Annotated in this window: 16 protein-coding genes; 6 read left to right on the forward strand and 10 right to left on the reverse strand. The window is 69.2% G+C overall.

The genetic code is table 11. The annotated features are described in order from the left end of the window. Positions 1-215: 215 nt before the first annotated feature. Positions 216-1,847, reverse strand: coding sequence for an isovaleryl-CoA dehydrogenase (locus ABIA71_RS20635; protein ID WP_354287793.1), 1,632 nt, complete (start codon positions 1,845-1,847; stop codon positions 216-218). Positions 1,848-1,956: 109 nt separating this feature from the next. Here ABIA71_RS20635 and ABIA71_RS20640 point away from each other — a divergent pair, with 109 nt between their 5' ends. Genes ABIA71_RS20640 through pdeM form a run of 4 tightly spaced genes read left to right on the forward strand, consistent with a single transcriptional unit; the run spans position 1,957 to position 7,661 of the window. Next, complete coding sequence (locus ABIA71_RS20640; protein WP_354287795.1) at positions 1,957-2,964, forward strand: ligase-associated DNA damage response exonuclease; 1,008 nt, start codon at positions 1,957-1,959, stop codon at positions 2,962-2,964. Further along, positions 2,961-4,565 carry an ATP-dependent DNA ligase gene (locus ABIA71_RS20645; protein ID WP_354287797.1) on the forward strand — a complete coding sequence of 535 codons (1,605 nt, stop codon included), beginning with the start codon at positions 2,961-2,963 and terminating at the stop codon, positions 4,563-4,565. The genes ABIA71_RS20640 and ABIA71_RS20645 overlap by 4 nt, the downstream gene beginning before the upstream one ends. A 14-nt stretch (positions 4,566-4,579) precedes the next feature. After that, positions 4,580-7,027, forward strand: a complete 2,448-nt coding sequence (locus ABIA71_RS20650; protein WP_354287815.1) for a ligase-associated DNA damage response DEXH box helicase — start codon at positions 4,580-4,582, stop codon at positions 7,025-7,027. Beyond that, positions 7,017-7,661 carry a ligase-associated DNA damage response endonuclease PdeM gene (gene pdeM, locus ABIA71_RS20655; RefSeq protein WP_354287799.1) on the forward strand — a complete coding sequence of 215 codons (645 nt, stop codon included), beginning with the start codon at positions 7,017-7,019 and terminating at the stop codon, positions 7,659-7,661. The genes ABIA71_RS20650 and pdeM overlap by 11 nt, the downstream gene beginning before the upstream one ends. Before the next feature lie 24 nt (positions 7,662-7,685). Here the strand turns inward: pdeM and ABIA71_RS20660 are convergent, their stop codons facing one another. The 8 genes from ABIA71_RS20660 to ABIA71_RS20695 all read right to left on the reverse strand — a co-directional run bounded on the left by ABIA71_RS20660 (position 7,686) and on the right by ABIA71_RS20695 (position 13,480). Beyond that, complete coding sequence (locus tag ABIA71_RS20660) at positions 7,686-7,952, reverse strand: hypothetical protein (RefSeq protein WP_038691935.1); 267 nt, start codon at positions 7,950-7,952, stop codon at positions 7,686-7,688. Positions 7,953-8,061: 109 nt separating this feature from the next. Continuing rightward, positions 8,062-9,345 carry an FAD-dependent oxidoreductase gene (locus ABIA71_RS20665; RefSeq protein WP_354287801.1) on the reverse strand — a complete coding sequence of 428 codons (1,284 nt, stop codon included), beginning with the start codon at positions 9,343-9,345 and terminating at the stop codon, positions 8,062-8,064. Between the two features lie 138 nt (positions 9,346-9,483). Then, positions 9,484-9,690 (reverse strand): transcription antiterminator/RNA stability regulator CspE, encoded by a 207-nt coding sequence (cspE, locus tag ABIA71_RS20670; RefSeq protein ID WP_128097271.1) that lies wholly within the window; start codon positions 9,688-9,690, stop codon positions 9,484-9,486. Between the two features lie 88 nt (positions 9,691-9,778). Further along, positions 9,779-10,525 carry an S-methyl-5'-thioinosine phosphorylase gene (locus tag ABIA71_RS20675; RefSeq protein ID WP_354287803.1) on the reverse strand — a complete coding sequence of 249 codons (747 nt, stop codon included), beginning with the start codon at positions 10,523-10,525 and terminating at the stop codon, positions 9,779-9,781. Beyond that, complete coding sequence (locus tag ABIA71_RS20680; RefSeq protein WP_354287805.1) at positions 10,525-11,079, reverse strand: hypoxanthine-guanine phosphoribosyltransferase; 555 nt, start codon at positions 11,077-11,079, stop codon at positions 10,525-10,527. The genes ABIA71_RS20675 and ABIA71_RS20680 overlap by 1 nt, the downstream gene beginning before the upstream one ends. Beyond that, positions 11,079-12,086: a beta-N-acetylhexosaminidase gene (gene nagZ, locus ABIA71_RS20685; RefSeq protein WP_354287807.1), complete on the reverse strand. Its 1,008-nt coding sequence runs from the start codon at positions 12,084-12,086 to the stop codon at positions 11,079-11,081. Before nagZ ends, ABIA71_RS20680 begins: the two co-directional genes overlap by 1 nt. Before the next feature lie 96 nt (positions 12,087-12,182). Then, positions 12,183-12,872, reverse strand: coding sequence for a DsbA family oxidoreductase (locus tag ABIA71_RS20690; RefSeq protein WP_354287808.1), 690 nt, complete (start codon positions 12,870-12,872; stop codon positions 12,183-12,185). Positions 12,873-12,973: 101 nt separating this feature from the next. Then, entirely contained in the window at positions 12,974-13,480 is a 507-nt protein-coding gene (locus ABIA71_RS20695; RefSeq protein ID WP_354287810.1) for a CYTH domain-containing protein, read from the reverse strand. A 60-nt stretch (positions 13,481-13,540) separates the two neighbouring features. Here ABIA71_RS20695 and ABIA71_RS20700 point away from each other — a divergent pair, with 60 nt between their 5' ends. Next, a complete protein-coding gene (locus ABIA71_RS20700) occupies positions 13,541-14,179 on the forward strand; it encodes a hypothetical protein (protein WP_354287812.1) in 639 nt (212 codons plus the stop codon). A 60-nt stretch (positions 14,180-14,239) separates the two neighbouring features. Here the strand turns inward: ABIA71_RS20700 and rlmD are convergent, their stop codons facing one another. After that, positions 14,240-15,574, reverse strand: a complete 1,335-nt coding sequence (rlmD, locus tag ABIA71_RS20705) for a 23S rRNA (uracil(1939)-C(5))-methyltransferase RlmD (RefSeq protein WP_141059588.1) — start codon at positions 15,572-15,574, stop codon at positions 14,240-14,242. Positions 15,575-15,711: 137 nt separating this feature from the next. Here rlmD and ABIA71_RS20710 point away from each other — a divergent pair, with 137 nt between their 5' ends. Beyond that, the gene (locus tag ABIA71_RS20710; RefSeq protein WP_354287813.1) at positions 15,712-16,437 is read left to right on the forward strand and encodes a response regulator; all 726 of its coding nucleotides are present in this window, start codon (positions 15,712-15,714) and stop codon (positions 16,435-16,437) included. Positions 16,438-16,567 lie beyond the last annotated feature (130 nt).

Below are 16,567 nucleotides of genomic sequence, written 5' to 3' on the forward strand. Positions count from 1 at the left end.
GGCGGCCGCGCCGCGCGGGGCCGCCCCCCCCGGGCCCCCCCCCCCCGCCCCCCCCCCCCCCCCCCCCCCCCCCCCCCCCCCCCCCCCCCCCCCCCCCCCCCCCCCCCCCCCCCCCCCCCCCCCCCACGGCTCTGCCCGGAAAGTGCCTGGGCAGCCAGCGCCCGGCCCACCGATCAACAGTTCGCACCAAGTGCGTCACCACCAACCGGGGTGAGCTACGGCAACGCCCGTGCCAGCACCGCCGCCGTGTCCAGATCCGCCGGCAGCGTCCCAAACGCCATGCCATGCTCGCCGCCCAGCCGCGAGCGCACGAACGCGCTGGCGATCGGGCTGTTGGCACGCAGCAGCACTGCCGCCTGCAGCAGCAGCGCCAACTGCTCGGTGATGCGGCGCGCCTGCGCCTCGCCCGGCGACGTCGCCAATGCACTGCGCAATGCCTGCAAGGCCGCGTCGTAGATCGCGTCGCGACCTGCCACGCCATCCAGCTCGGCGTCCAGCACCGGCGCCACCTGCGGCTCGCGCGCCAACGCGCGCAGCACGTCCAGGCACTGGATGTTGCCGCTGCCCTCCCAGATCGAATTCAACGGCGCCTGCCGGTACAACCGCGGCAGCATCGACTCCTCAACGTACCCCGCGCCGCCCAGGCATTCCTGCGCCTCGTTGACGAACACCGCCGCGCGCTTGCATACCCAATACTTGCCCACCGCCGTGGCAATCCGCGCGAACGCCGCGTCGGCGCTGCTGTGGCCCGCACGATCGACCGCACCGGCCACGCGTATCGCGAACGTGGTGGCCGCTTCGGATTCCATCGCCAGATCTGCCAGCACGTTGGCCATCAACGGGTGGTCGCACAAGCGCTTGCCGAAGCTGGTCCGGTGCCGCGTGTGGTGCACCGCCTGCGCCAACGCCATGCGCATTTCCGCCGCCGCACCCAGCATGCAGTCCAGCCGGGTCATCATCACCATGCCGATGATCGTGGCCACCCCGCGCCCCTCCTCGCCCACCCGGCGGGCCCAGGCGCCACACAGTTCCACCTCGCTGGACGCGTTGGACCAGTCGCCCAGCTTGTCCTTCAGACGCATCAACCGGAACGCATTGCGGTTGCCATCGGCAAGACGGCGCGGCATCAGGAAACAGCTCAACCCCGCCGGGGCCTGCGCCAGCACCAGGAAACCATCGGACATCGGCGCCGAAAAAAACCATTTGTGCCCGACCAGGCGATAACTGCCGTCGGCCTGCGGTTCGGCGCGCGTGGTGTTGCTGCGCACATCCGAGCCGCCCTGCTTCTCGGTCATGCCCATGCCCAGCGTGATGCCAGCCTTGTCGGCAATCGGCACATCGCGCGGATCGTACTGCGGGGCCGCCGCCTTGTCGGCCCACTCGGCCAGCGCCGGGTCCTGGCGCAGCACCGCCACCGCCGCATGCGTCATCGTCAGCGGGCAACTGGTCCCTGCATCGGCCTGGTGATGCAGGTAACTCAACGCCGCGCGCGCAACATGCGCACCGGCAGTGCCATCGTGCCAGGACAACCCGGCCACGCCCTGCGCCTTGGCCGCGTCCATCAACTGGTGGTAGGCCGGATGAAACTCGACCGTGTCGATGCGATGCCCCTGCGCATCATGCGTACGCAGCCGCGGCTTGTCGCGGTTGGCGTCAAACCCCAGCCGGTACAGTGCATCGCCCGCCAGCGCGCCATAGCCCGCCAGCACTGCCGCAAACCCGTCGCCGCCTTCGCGCTGCACCGCCTCGGCCAGGGCCACATCATCGGCCCACAGATTGCGGCCACCGAACGGCGGCGGCTGGTTGAATACCTCGTGGGTGTCGAACGCGGGCAGTGCAGAGGACATCGTGGCGGCCTCCTGGCCAAGGGTTCACCCGATTCTGCCGCATCCGGTTGTCGTGCGCCGTTCAGGTGGATTCTCACCTCCTGCACGAGCGCGGCGGCACAGTGCAGCCATGAGCCTTGGCAGCCCGAACAACGATCTGGTGGTGCTTCGCCCGGAAGGGCTGTATTGCCCCGCCGGCGATTTCCACATCGACCCATGGCGGCCCGTGCCGCGTGCGGTGATCACCCATGGCCACGGCGACCACGCGCGCAGTGGGATGGGCCAGTACTACTGCGCCACCGACAGCGTGCCGATCCTGCGCTGGCGGCTCGGCGATGTGCCGCTGCAGGCGTACGACTACGGCCGCCCGTTCCGGTTGGGGAATGTGGAGGTATCGCTGCATTCGGCCGGGCACGTGCTGGGCTCGGCGCAGGTGCGCATCGACGATGGCGAGCAGGTCTGGGTCGCCTCCGGCGACTACAAGCGCCAGCCCGACCCCACCTGCGCGCCGTTCGAGGTGGTGCCCTGCGATGTCTTCATCACCGAAGCCACCTTTGCGCTGCCGATCTACCGCTGGCAGGACACCGCCGAGGTGGCCGCCGAAATCGTGGCATGGCGGCACGAGTGTGCCGCACGCGGCGAAGCGGCCATCCTGCTCTGCTACGCCTTGGGCAAGGCGCAGCGGGTGCTGGCCGAACTGCGACCGCTGGATGATCAGCCGGCCTGGCTGCATGGGGCCATTGCCAATGGCGTGGCGGTGTACCGGCAGGCCGGCATCGCCATGCTGGACACGCATACCGTGGCCGAACAGGGCCGCCAACCCGATGCCGCCGGGAAACTGATCCTGGCGCCGCCGTCGGCCGCCGGCACGCCGTGGTTGCGACGCTTCGGCAAGCATCAACTGGGCTTCGCGTCGGGCTGGATGCAGCTGCGTGGCAACCGCCGCCGGCGCAACTACGACCGTGGATTCGTGGTGTCCGACCATGCCGACTGGCCGGCCCTGCTGCAGACCATCACCGAGACCGGCGCGCGCCGGGTGATCGCCACCCACGGCAACACCGATGCGCTGATTCCCTTCCTGCGCGAGCAAGGCATCGCCGCCGAAGCGTTCCGCACCGATTTCGGGAGCGAGGAATGAGAGCCTTCGCTGCGCTGTACCAGCGCCTGGACCGCAGCACCGCCACCTTGGACAAGCGCGCGGCCCTGGTCGCCTATTTCCGCGATGCGCGCCCGCACGATGCCGCGTGGGCGCTGTACCTGCTCAGTGGCGGCAAGGTCGGCGGCGCGCGCCGCAAGATTGCGGCCAGTGGTGAACTGCGCGCGTGGATCAGCGAGGCCTCCGGCTTGCCGCCCTGGCTGGTGGAGGACAGTTACACGCAGGTCGGTGACCTGGCAGAAACGCTGACCCTGCTGCTGGATGACCCCGCCGAACGCAGCCCGGACAGGCCCTTGGCCGACTGGATCGAAACGCATCTGCTGGCGGTGGCCAACCAGCCCGAACCGGTGCGCCACGCTGCGGTGCTGGACGGCTGGCGGCAGCTGCCGGCCAACGAACGCCTGGTGTTCAACAAACTGCTGACCGGCGCACTGCGCGTGGGCGTGTCGCAGCGACTGGTGCAGCAGGCACTGGCGGAGCTGTCGGGCATCGACATCGCACGCATTGCCCAGCGCATGCTCGGCGAGTGGGTGCCCTCCCCCGGGTTGCTCGCCGCGCTGCTGTCGCCGCAGGAGCGCCCGGAAGACCGCCAGCAGCCGTACCCCTTCTTCCTGGCCTCGCCGCTGGAAGCCGAGGTCGAGAGCCTCGGGCCGATCACCGACTGGGTACTGGAATGGAAGTGGGACGGCATCCGCCTGCAGTTGCTGCGCCGCCAGGGCGAGGCCGCCCTGTGGTCGCGCGGCGAAGAACGCCTGGACGGGCGCTTCCCGGAGATCGAGTTGGCGGCAATGGCGCTGCCGGATGGCTGCGTGATCGATGGCGAGCTGCTGGCATGGCGCGACGGCGATGCACAGCCGCTACCGTTCACCGCGCTGCAGACGCGCATCCAGCGTCGCAAGCCCGGGCCGAAAACGCTGCGCGACACGCCGGTGCGTGTGCTCGCCTATGACCTGCTGGAGATCGACGGCGAGGACCTGCGCACGCAGCCCCTGCACGCCCGACGCGCACGCCTGGCAAGCCTCCTGCACGCACTGGACGATCCCCGTATCGTGCTCTCGCCGACGCTGCTGGCCAACGACTGGGCCGACGCGGCGGCACAACGCGCGCAGGCACGCGAGCGCGGCGTGGAAGGGCTGATGCTCAAGCGCCACGATTCGCTCTACCAGAGCGGGCGCCGGCGCGGCGACTGGTGGAAGTGGAAGATCGATCCCCTCACCATCGATGCGGTGATGATCTACGCGCAGGCCGGGCATGGCCGGCGCAGTACGCTGTACACCGACTACACCTTCGGGGTGTGGAACGGCGACACGCTGGTGCCCGTCGCCAAGGCGTACTCCGGGTTGGACGACACCGAAATCCTCGCGCTCGATCGCTGGATACGGGCCAACACCGTGGAGCGTTTCGGGCCGGTGCGCAGCGTGCGCGGCGAACAGGTGTTCGAACTGGGCTTTGAAGCGGTCAACCGCAGTACCCGGCACAAATCCGGTATCGCGGTGCGCTTTCCACGCATCCTGCGCTGGCGTCGGGACAAGCCGGCCAGCGAGGCCGATACGCTGGCCCAGCTGCAGGCCCTGGCGCGGTGACGCGGCGCGAGGCGATGGCGCGGCTGGTTGCGTGGTTTGCCAGCCGCGGCTGGGCACCGTTGCCCTTCCAGAAAAACGTGTGGCGCCAGTATCTGTCGGGCGCCTCCGGGCTATTGCACACGCCCACCGGCAGCGGCAAGACCCTGGCCGTGTTCGGCGGCCCGCTGCTGCAGGCGCTGAGCGCCCCCCAACCGGCGCCGACGGGTGGCCGCGTGCGCAAGCCGGTGCCGGCCCTGCAGGTGCTGTGGATTACCCCGCTGCGCGCGCTGGCCGCCGATACCGCCCGTGCCCTGCGCGAACCGCTGGCCGCGCTGGGGCTGGACTGGCAGGTGGGGCTGCGCACCGGCGATGCCAGCGCGCGTGACAAGCGGCTGGCACGCGAGGGCCGCGTGGATGTGCTGGTGACCACGCCCGAATCGCTGGCGCTGTTGCTCAGCTATCCCGACGGCCTGGCAAAGATGCGCCAGCTGCGCTGCGTGGTGGTCGACGAATGGCACGAACTGCTGGGCAACAAGCGCGGCGTGTTGCTGCAGTTGAACCTGCGGCGGCTGCGCGATGCGCTGCCCACGCTGCAGGTGTGGGGCCTGTCGGCGACGCTGGGCAACCTGGCGCAGGCGCGCGACGTGCTGCTGCCCGATGTTCCCGATGCGCCGCTGGTGGCCGGTGCACGGCCGCGCCCGGTGCATCTGGACACCCTGCTGCCCGCCCACGGCGAACGCTTCCCATGGGCCGGCCACCTGGGGTTGTCGCAGTTGCAGCGCGTGCTGGAAAAACTGCTGTCGGTGCGCACCAGCCTGCTGTTCACCAATACCCGCGCCCAGGCCGAGCTGTGGCATCAGGCGCTGTCGGCGGTATGGCCGGAAGACCCGTCCACGCTGGCGCTGCACCACGGCTCGCTGGACCCGGCCGTGCGCCGCCACGCCGAACAGGGCCTGCGCGAGGGCCAGCTGCGCTGCGTGGTGGCCACCTCCAGCCTGGACCTGGGGGTGGATTTCCCGGCGGTGGACCAGGTGCTGCAGATCGGCAGCCCGAAAGGCATTGCGCGGCTGCTGCAGCGCGCCGGGCGTGCGCGGCACCGGCCGGGCGAATCGGGCACGCTGGTGTGCGTGCCCTCGCACGCGCTGGAGCTGGTTGAATACGCTGCGGCACGGCATGCACTGGCGGCCGGCGTGATCGAAGCGCGCCGCCCGCCCACACTTTCGCTGGACGTGCTGGCCCAACATTGCGTGAGCTGCGCGCTGGGCGGTGGCTTCGAACCCGACGCCCTGTTCGCGCAGGTCCGCCGTACCCACGCATTCGCGGCACTGGACGCCGCGCAGTGGCAGGGCGTGCTCGAGTTCATCGTGCAGGGCGGTCGTGCGCTGTCGCAGTATCCGGATTTCCACAAGGTGGTGCGCGACGAGGACGGCGTGTACCGCGTGCATGACCGGCGCGTAGCGCTGCGCCACCGGCTGTCGATCGGCACCATCACCAGCGATGGCAGCGTGAGCGTGCAGTTCCTGCGCGGCGGCCGCTTGGGCGCGGTGGAAGAGCAGTTCCTGGGGCGGCTGCGCCCGGGTGACCGCTTCCAGTTCGCCGGGCGCCTGCTGGAACTGGTGCGACTGGAAAACCTCACCGCCTACGTGCGCCTGGCCAAGGGCGGCGATGGGCTGGTGCCGCGTTGGCAGGGCGGCCGGTTGCCGCTGTCTGAAGCGCTGGGGCAGGAAATGGAAGCGGTCTTCGCCGCTCCGCCGGCATCACCGGAGATGCGCTGGCTGGCGCCCCTGCTCACCCTGCAGTCGCGCATCTCGATGTTGCCGGGCCCGACGTCGTTGCTGGTGGAAGTGGTGCGCCGTCGCGAGGGACAGTTCGTGTTCGTGTATCCGTTCGCCGGGCGACAGGTCAACGAGGGCGTCGCCGCGCTGATGGCACTGCGCCTGGCCCGCCTGCAGCCCAACACGCTGGGCTACGCGGCCAACGACTACGGCTTCGTGCTGGCACCGGCACGCCCGGTGGAGCTGGACGTGGCCGGCCTGCGCGCCCTGCTGCAGCCGGCGGGACTGTTGGACGACCTGCGCGACAGCCTCAACCTGGCCGAGCTGGCACGCCGTCAGTTCCGCGATATCGCCCGGGTGTCGGGCATGCTGGTGCCGGCGCTGCCCGGCCGCACCCCACGCAGCCTGCGCCAACTGCAGGCGTCCAGCGGCCTGCTCTACGACGTGCTGCGCCAGCACGATCCGGACCACATCCTGCTGGGCCTGGCCGATCGCGAAGTGCTGCACGGCCAACTCGACCTGGACAGCCTGGCGGCCACGCTGCAGCGCCTGCAGGCGCGTACGCTGTGCCTGCAGGCGCCGCGCACGCTGGGTCCGCTGTCATTTCCGCTGTGGGCCGAACGCCTGCGTGGCCAGCTCAGCAACGAAGACTGGAAAACCCGCGTCAAACGCGCTGCCGCGCAATTGGAGACCCGCCATGGCACCTGAGTTGCCCACCACGCTCGCCGGCGAGCAGGTCCTGCTGCTGGGCGCCCGCGCACTTTACTGGCCCGCGCGCAGGGCGCTGCTGATCGCCGACCTGCACCTGGGCAAAGCCGACGTGTTCCGGCGCGCAGGCATCGGCCTGCCCAGCGGCGGCACCGGCGATGACCTGGAACGGCTGTCGGCGCTGCTGCAGCAGCACGCCGTGGATACGTTGTGGATTCTCGGCGACGTACTGCATGGCGCAGCGCATCGGGCCGCGTGGTACCGGCAGTGGCAGGGCTGGCGCGAGCAGCACGCCACGTTGGAGATCGGCGCCTTGGCTGGCAATCACGACCGCGCGTTGCCCAAGGCCGATCTCGGCCTCACGCTGCTGGGTGAACAACTGCAGGTCGGGCCGTTTCTGCTGCGCCACGATCCGCACCCGCACCCGTCGCTGCATGTGCTGTGCGGGCATGTGCATCCGTTGGCCCGTCTACCGGGCATGCAGCGTCGCTGGCCGGCGTTCTGGCTGCGTGAGCGGCTGACGGTGCTGCCGGCCTACTCGCGGTTTACCGCCGGCATCGCGCCGGTGCTCGCCAGCGGCGAACGGCTGGTGGCCTGTGTGGAAGACGAAGCCATTGCATTGCCGGCGCGCTGACGCGTCGGCAACAGGCAACACGCGTTACGCGGCGGCCAACACCTGCGGCATCAACTGGATTTCCGACCGCGGTGGATCCGGTCGAACCGGCCGCCGTTGAATGTCGGTCAGCATCGCGTGTGCGGCATCGCGGATGCGGCGGTGGTGCTCGGGTGCGGTGTGCGTGATCAGACTGGTGACATGGAACTCGAAAATGTCGTGCATCACGTCGGGCTGATCCTCATGCAGCATCTGCAGCAGTCCGCGCAATTTGCAGATCTCAGCATCCAGGATTTCGGCCGGGAACAGCATGTCCATCTCCTTCAGGTAGCGATTGGCAGGTGCACGGGTGTGCGGGGCCAACCGGTTACTTGTGACAGGTCGTGGGTGAGTTCATCGTCAATCCAGGTTAATTCTGCCTTCACTCCTGCGCCGATGCCCGCCACGCGGGGTTATCAGCTGATGACGGTTGGGCCGCATGGGCGTGCATCGCCTCGATGAACCCGGGCGCCAGCGCCAGTTTCCCCATCCAGCCACGCTGGGTGCCGCTGAGCACGCGCAGCATGTGGCCGTGGCCACCGGGCATGCGCCCCATCGGCTTGAACAGCACGTCGCGCGCACGCGCCAGGGTGTCACGCTCGGATTGGAACAGCGGCGTCAGCCAGCGGCTCCAGAAGTGGTAAATGGCCACATGCGCGCGACGCTGCGCCGCATACGCCTGCAGCGCCGCGTCGCGATCGGCGTGCGCGCGCAATGCATCGCGCAGCGCCAGCGCATCCATCAGCGCCATGTTCACGCCCTGCCCCAGCTGCGGGCTCATCGCGTGTGCCGCATCGCCGGCAAGCACCAGACGCTCGCGGCTCCAGCGCGTCATCACCGCATCGCGATAGCCCGCACGCGCCAGCTGCGCACTGTCGCGCACACCGTCCAGGCGTGCATGCGCTTCGGGCCACAGCGCGGCGATCTCATCGAGCCAGCGCTGCAGACCGTCGCGCTCCCATTGCGCGAACTGCTCGCGCGGCAGGCTCCAGAAGAAGCTCAACCGCGGCTGCGCGTCGCCCGGGCGCGTGCCGACCGGCAGCAGCCCGATCATCTTGCGCGCGGCCACGTAACGCTGGCGCAGCTCATCGGGATAGGCCCAGTCGCCGCGTGGCAGCAGGCACCACAGCGCGCCCCACGGGTATTCGCGATCCAGTTGCGTGGCCTGCACCTGGGTGCGCAACGTGGAGGCGGCGCCGTCGGCGGCGATCACCAGATCGTAGGGCCCATGCCAGTGCCCGCGTGCATCACGCACGCGCCCCTGCGCGGCGTCCACCTCCACGATGCAGGTATTGGCCTGCAGGTTGCCGGGGTGCGCCCACGCCTGCGCAAGCAGGGTGAACAATGCGCCGCGCTGCATGCCGATGCCGTGCAGGCGCGCATCCAGCCCCGCATAGCCCATCTCCATCACGGTGCGTCCGCAGGGCGTGTCGCCGTACAACCGGCGTATCGCTGCGCCGTGTGCAAGCACCTCCGGCAGCAGGTCCATTTGCCACAACACGTCCAGGCCACTGGGCTGCAGCAGGAAACCGGCCCCCACCGGACCCGGCGAAGCGGCACGCTCGAAGACGTGCACATCGTGATGATCGCGTGAAAGAAGAACAGCCAATGCCTGGCCGGCAGTGCCGTAACCGACGATGGCGATGGTGCGACGTTGCGGGGGCATGCATATCCTTATAGCGTGATGGGCATCACGTGGTGCGCGGATTGCGGGAACATGAGCGCGGGCACACGCCGTCGGCAAACCGGGTGACACCCAAAAAAAACCCCGCCGAAGCGGGGTTTTCAATGCGCAGCGTGAGCGTTACTCAGCCGGCACGATGTTCGAGGCTTGGGCGCCCTTCGGGCCCTGGGTCACGTCATACGTGACACGCTGGCCTTCCTGCAGACTGCGGAAGCCCTTGGAGTTGATCGCGGAGAAGTGCGCGAAGACGTCGGCGCTGCCGTCCTCCGGCGAGATAAAGCCAAATCCCTTGGCGTCGTTGAACCACTTGACGGTACCGTTCGGCATGGTGATGCGAGACCTTCTTCAATGAATGGGTGGTGTACGCTCAACCAGCGCACTGGCGGAGTATGCAAAGCTTGCTCCGCAATGACAATCACCCCCGCGCCAATTCACCGATCAGCTCGGGCAAACCGGCCGACGCCGCGTCCACGTTGGCCAGCACTTCAGCCATCGTGATTTCGTCGCCATCGCCACAGCCGGCGGCCCAGTTGGCCACGATCGCCAGGCAGGCGTAGTCCAGCCCCAGCTCGCGTGCAAGGCTCGCCTCGGGCATGCCGGTCATGCCAACCAGATCGCAGCCATCACGGCGCATCCGCGCGATTTCCGCGTTGGTTTCCAGCCGCGGGCCCTGCGTGGCGCCGTAGCAGCCGCCGTCATGCAGGCGCACGCCGGTGACTTTCGCCGCGGCCAGCACCTTGCTGCGCAGCAGCGGGGTGTAGGGGTGGCCGAAATCCACATGCAGCACCTCGCTGCCGGGCTCTTCACTCAGGGTGGAAATGCGGCCCCAGGTGTAGTCGATCAGCTGGTCCGGGCAGGCCAGCACGCGCGGGCCGAAGTGTTCGGTAATGCCACCAACCGTATTGAGTGCCAGCACGCGCGTTGCGCCGATCTGCTGCAATGCGGCAAGGTTTGCGCGGTAATTGATCTTGTGCGGGGGCAGCGAATGCCCTTCGCCATGCCGTGCCAGGAAGGCCACGCGCTGGCCCAGCAGCGTGCCGACCCGGATCGGGCCGGACGGCGTACCGTAGCGCGTGTCCACCTGGTGGCTGCTGACGTCGTCGAGCTGGGCCAGTTTGTAGACGCCGGTGCCGCCAATGACGGCCAGTGCGATGTGTTCCATCATTCCTTCATCGCGTAGATGGCCGGCACGCAGCGCAGCGTTTCATTGACGTCCATCCCGAAGCCGAACACATAGCGGTCGGGCAGATCGATACCGGCGTAGTCGGCCCTGACGTCCGGCAGCGCGCGGTCGTGCTGCTTGACGGTCAGCGCGGCGATGCGCACGTCGGTGGCGCCCTGCTCCAGGCACCAGGTGCGCACGCCCTGCAGGGTGAAGCCTTCATCAAGAATGTCGTCAACCAGCAGCACGCGGCGGCCGAACAGCGCGGTGGCCGGCTTGTGCTTCCACACCAGCTCGCCGCCGGTGGTTTCACCGCGGTAGCGGGTGGCATGCAGGTAATCGAACTGCACGTCCTGGCCGCGTGCGCCCAGTTCCAGCGCGAGCTGGCCGGCGAACGGCAGCGCGCCGTGCATGATCGACAGGAACAACGGCACTTCGCCCTTGTAATCGCGCGCGATGGCGTCGGCGATGGCGGCGATGGCCGTGTCGATGGTGGGACGGTCGACCAGCAGGTCGGCCTGGGCCAGGGCCTGGGAAATGGTGAGGTTGGGCATCAGACGGTTCTTCCAAGGGTGTCAAGCAAACGGGATTGGGTAGTGCCATGGCGGGCATCGGCCAGCAGGCCATCCCAGCCAAGCGCGCCGCGGCCGATCAGGCCGAGCAGCGCAGCAGTATTGAGGGTGCGCGGTTCCACCGCACGCAGCGATTCGTCGACCAGCTCGGGGTGGCAGACCAGCACCACGTCGCAGCCGGCATCCAGGTGCGCATCCACGCGCGCCTTGACCCCGCCGGCCGAGAACGATGCGGCCATGCCGATGTCGTCGGAGAACACCACGCCGCGGAACCCCATTTCCTGGCGCAGGATCTGCTGGATCCAGCGCGGCGAGTAACCGGCCGGCTCGGGCGCCACCTGCGGATAGACCACGTGGGCCATCATCACCGCATCGGCACCGGCGTCGATGCCGGCCGCGAAGGGAATCAGGTCCAGCGCGCGCAGCTCGTCCAACGAGCGCGGATCGGAGGCGTCGTTGAAATGGGTGTCTTCAAGCACCGTGCCGTGGCCGGGGAAGTGCTTGAGGGTGGCCGCCATGCCAACGCTGTGCATGCCACGCACGTAGGCGGCGGTGAACGCCGCCACGATCTGCGGGTCGGCACTGAAGGCGCGGTCGCCGATGGCCAGGTTGCCCCGGCCCAGATCCACCACCGGGGCAAAGCTCAGGTCCACGCCACTGGCGCGCACTTCGCTGGCCATCAGCCAGGCATGTTGTTCGGCCAGCGCCAGCGCTGCCTGCGGGTCCTGCCGGTAGAGGGCATCGAAGCCCTGCAGCGGCGGGAGCGCGCTGTAGCCCTCGCGGAAGCGCTGGACGCGACCGCCCTCCTGGTCCACGCAGATCAGCTGCGGGCGCGGCGCGGCGGCGCGGATCGCCGCCGACAGCTCGGCCACCTGCGCGCGCGAGGCGAAGTTGCGCTTGAACAGGATGACCCCGGCCACGGCATCGTGCTGCAGCCAGTCGCGTTCCTGGGCGGTGAGTTCGGTCCCGGCAACGCCGATCACGAGCATGGTCGATCTCCAATACGGGGCGCCATGATGGCGCACCGCCGCATTGTCGCAGAAGCCGCGTGTACTGGGCCACGATCTGCGCCGTGGGCGGCCTTGTTACGGGCAGCCGTCCACGTCGCACTGGGCGCCCTGCGCCGCGGCAGGTGCATCGGGCATGTCCGCGGCGATCTGGCGCAGGGCCTGGGCGAAGGCCTCCGGCGGCTGGGCGCCCTGGATGGCATAGCGGTCATTGACCACGAAGGTCGGCACCGACTGGATGCCCAGCGCCTGGGCCTGGGCCAGCTGGGCCTGGATCTCGTGCAGCCCCTCGTCGCCAGCCAGCAGCGTGCTGACCCGCTCGGCGGGGATGCCCCCGGCGGCCGCCGCCGCGATCAGGGTCTGGGTATCGGCCAGGTTACGGCCCTCGACGAAATGGGCGCGGAACAGCGCCTCGCCCACGGCGTCCTGCACGCCTTCACGCCCGGCCAGCCACATCAGCCGGTGCGCCGGCAGGGTGGTGACCCGCACCTGCCCCTGTTCGAAGTCCATCGGCAGGCCCTCGGCGCGCGCGGTGGTCTGGGTCTGGGACAGGATCTGTGCGGTGCGCTCGGCGCTGCCGAACTTGGCTACGTACGCCTCGCGCAGCGGCACCGGGGTGGTGCCGGCGTCGGGGTCGAGCTGGAAGGGATGCCAGTGCACCTCGATCTCGGGCGCGTCATCGCCGAGCAGGGCCACGCCCTGCTGGAAACGATGCTTGCCGATCCAGCACCAGGGGCACACCACGTCGGACCAGATATCGATTTTCATGAGCCATGCCTATGGGCCGCGGGCGACCAAAACAAGGGGTCTTCACGCATCTGCGTGGCAAGCCTGCGTGCCCACCCACCGTATCCACCACCGGTGGATACCTACCGGCCCCGTTCAGCGGCCGACCAGCGCGCGTAGGGATGCGCGGCCAAGGCGAGGTTGTAGTACCGCACCTGGTCGGTCACTTCGATGCCGGCCCAGTCGGGCAGTTCGATGGCCTGGTCGGCGTGCTCCAGCTCCACCTCGGCCACCACCAACCCGGCGTTGTCGCCCAGGAATTCGTCCACCTCCCAGACCAGCCCGGCATGGCGCACCAGGTGGCGGCGCTTGTCGATCAGGCCGCCGACGCACAGGGCCAGCAGCGCGCGCGCGTCGTCGACCGGGATCGGGTAGTCGAACTCCTGCCGGGTGTGCCCGATCTCGCGTGATTTGAAGTTGAGAAAGGCCTGCTCACCCTGGATGCGCACGCGCACCGAGGCCTTCTGCGCGCCGCTGTCGAGTGCGGCGGTGTCGTTGATGTAGCCCTGCGCCATCGGGATCACCGCGTGGGCGGCACTGCGCCAGCCATCACCGGTCACGAGGTATTTGCGTTCGATTTCAATGCCCATGCACGCATTATGGCGCGCACGGCCTACACTGCGCGCCCTTTCCAAGGACCCGGTTCCCCCATGACCCGTCGCGCCCGTTTCCTGCTCCGATCCACCCTGCCCGCCCTGTTGCTGGCGCTGCCGGTCGCGCAAGCCGCCGCATCCTCCGATCCCACCCTGGCGCAGGCCCAGGCGGCGATGGATCGCCTGTTCGACGAGGCCATCGCCGATCGCCCGGCCAGCGACAGCAGCCGCCTGGTGGCCGAGGCCTTCCGCCCGCGCCTGCACGCCGTGTCCGGCTGCCTGCCGGTCACCGACGCGGACCCGCCCAGCGTGGACTGCATCGTCACCGCGGAGGACGGCGCGGACGCGGTACACCGCCTGTTGCGCTTCAGCCAGGTCGACGGCACGTGGGCGCTGCTGTACACGCAGCAGCAGCGTCAGCGGCCGGCGCCGGTGCCGCCCACGGCACGCGTGCAGGTGCTGCTGCGCGAGGGCTTTGCTGCGCGGTTGGCACGCGAACAGGATGCGGGCACGCGTGCGGATCTGACCCTGGCCATGAACAATGCCGAGGTGCTGGACGTGCGCAACTGCGCGGTCGGCGACGACGCGCCGGTGATCGAATGCACGGTCAGCGCGAGTGCCGGCGGCGAGCGTGGCGAGCAGACCGTGGCGTTTGCGTGGCGGGACGGACAGTGGGTCAACGCCCCGCAGCCGTAAGCGGCCGCCCCGGTCGAGCGCCGATGCGATGCATCGGCCGCCCGGCCGGTGGCGCGGGCCTCAGCGCTTCTCGAACACCGCGATGCTTTCCACGTGCGCGGTGTGCGGGAACATGTCCATCGCACCGGCACTGACCAGGGTGAAGCCCTGTTCGTTGACCAGGTAGCCGGCATCGCGCGCCAGCGAACCCGGGTGGCAGCTCACATAGACGATGCGCTTGAACTGCTTCAGCGGCAGCTGCTGCAGCACTTCGATCGCGCCCGAACGCGGCGGGTCCAGCAGCAGCTTGTCGAAGCCCTGGCGCATCCACGGGGCGTTGCGCTGGTCCTGGGTAAGGTCGGCGGCATGGAACTGCGCGTTGGCCAGGCCGTTGCGCTCGGCGTTTTCCCGGGCCCGGGCGACCAGGCCTGCATCGCCTTCCACGCCCACCACGTCACGCACGGTACGCGCCAGCGGCAGGGTGAAGTTGCCCAGCCCGCAGAACAGGTCCAGCACGCGCTCGTCCGGACCGGCCTCCAGCAGCTCCAGCGCCAGCGCGATCATCTTCACGTTGAGCGAGGCATTGACCTGGATGAAGTCCAGCGGGCGGAACGCCAGCTCCACATCCCACGGCGCCAGCTTGAACGACAGCGGCACCTCGGCCGGCCACAACGGCTGTACCGACTCCACGCCGCCGGGCTGCAGCGAGATCGCAAAGCCATGTTCCTGCCCGAAGGCGGTCCAGGCGGCGCGGTCGGCTTCGGTCAGCGGCTGCATGTGGCGGATGGTGAGCATGATCGCCTCGTCGCCGGCGATGAACTCGATCTGCGGGATGTCGCGCTTGCCGTCCAGGGTTTCGATGAACGCCGCCATCGCCCCGACCTTGCTGCCGATCTCCGGAATGACGGTCAGGCACTGGCTCAGGTCCGCCACGAAACGCGGGTCCTGCTCGCGGAAGCCGACCAGGGTCTTGTCCTTCTTTTCCACCCGGCGCACCGAGAAGCGGCCCTTGCGGCGGTAGCCCCAGCTGTCGCCCACCAGCGGCGGCAGCACCGTGCCGGGGGTGACGTGGCCGATCCGGGTCAGATTGTCCGTAAGGACCCGTTGCTTGGCCACGATCTGCTGCGACTCTTCCAGGTGCTGCAACACGCACCCGGCGCAGACGCCGAAATGCGGGCAGCGCGGGGTGACCCGCTGCGGCGACGGCTGCAGCACCTCCAGGGTGCGCGCCTCGTCGAAATGGCGGTTGCGCGCGGTCGGTTCAGCGCTCACTACTTCACCGGGCAGTGCGCCGGTGATGAAGGTGACCTTGCCACCCTCGCCTTCACGGCGGGCAACGCCCCGGCCATCATGGCTGAGGTCGAGGATGTCGGTCTGGAAGGGGGTACGGTCGAGGCGGGAGCGGGATCGGGCCACGTGGCAACAGGCTGCGGGCAAAAAGGGTGCTTATTGTCGCAGATACGTGGGTCGGGCTGCCGATGGGCCCGTTGGAAACGCTTGCAGAGCGCGTTGTCATGTTTAATATGGGCATAGCTGACATGGAGGCAGCCCCAATGCAGATGACCCCTCGGGATCCAATGCCCCGATTCCTGCTCGTCGAGGACGACACCATCAGCCGCGGCTTTTTCAAGGCCGCGCTGGAAACCCTGCCGGCGCAGGTGGACACCGCCGATTCGCTGGCCACGGCCATGGATACCGGGCGCAGCGGCCAGCACGATCTGTGGCTGATCGACGTCAACCTGCCCGACGGCAATGGCACCCAGCTGCTGCATGCGCTGCGCCGTTCACGGCCGGACACGCCCGCGCTGGCGCATACCGCCGATGGCGATACCAGCATTCATGCGCGGCTGCGCGATGCCGGCTTCAGCGACACCCTGGTCAAACCGCTCACCGGCGAACAGCTGCTCAAGGCTGTGCGCCGTGCGCTGGTCAACAGCCCCGGCACCGCCCCGCCCGCCGTCGGTGCGCCCCTGGACAGCGAGCGTGAAGACTGGGACGAAATCACCGCGCTGGCCGCCCTGAACGGGCAGCGCCACCATCTCATCGCCCTGCGCGAACTGTTCCTGGCCGAGCTGCCGAGCGTACGCGACGCGGTGGCCCAGGCCTTGCTGAAGCAGGACCTGCGCGCCCTGCAGGGCCAGCTGCACCGGCTGCAGGCCAGTTGCGGCTTCGTCGGCGCAGCGCGGTTGGCCCGCGCGGTGCGGCAGCTGCACCAGGCACCGGATTCCAGCGGGGCGCATACCCAGTTCCAGGCAGCGGTGGAATCGCTGTTGCATTGAGGGCGCAGCCGCGCCGGGCTCTGCCCGGCGGGCGCATTCATTGGCACGTCCACACACCGCGTAGCGCCGGGCTCTGCCCGGCGGGCGCATTCATTGGCACGTCCACACACCGCGTAGCGCCGGGCTCTGC

Source organism: Stenotrophomonas sp. 2619 (assembly GCF_040548725.1).
GTDB classification, from domain to species: Bacteria; Pseudomonadota; Gammaproteobacteria; order Xanthomonadales; family Xanthomonadaceae; genus Stenotrophomonas; species Stenotrophomonas maltophilia_AP.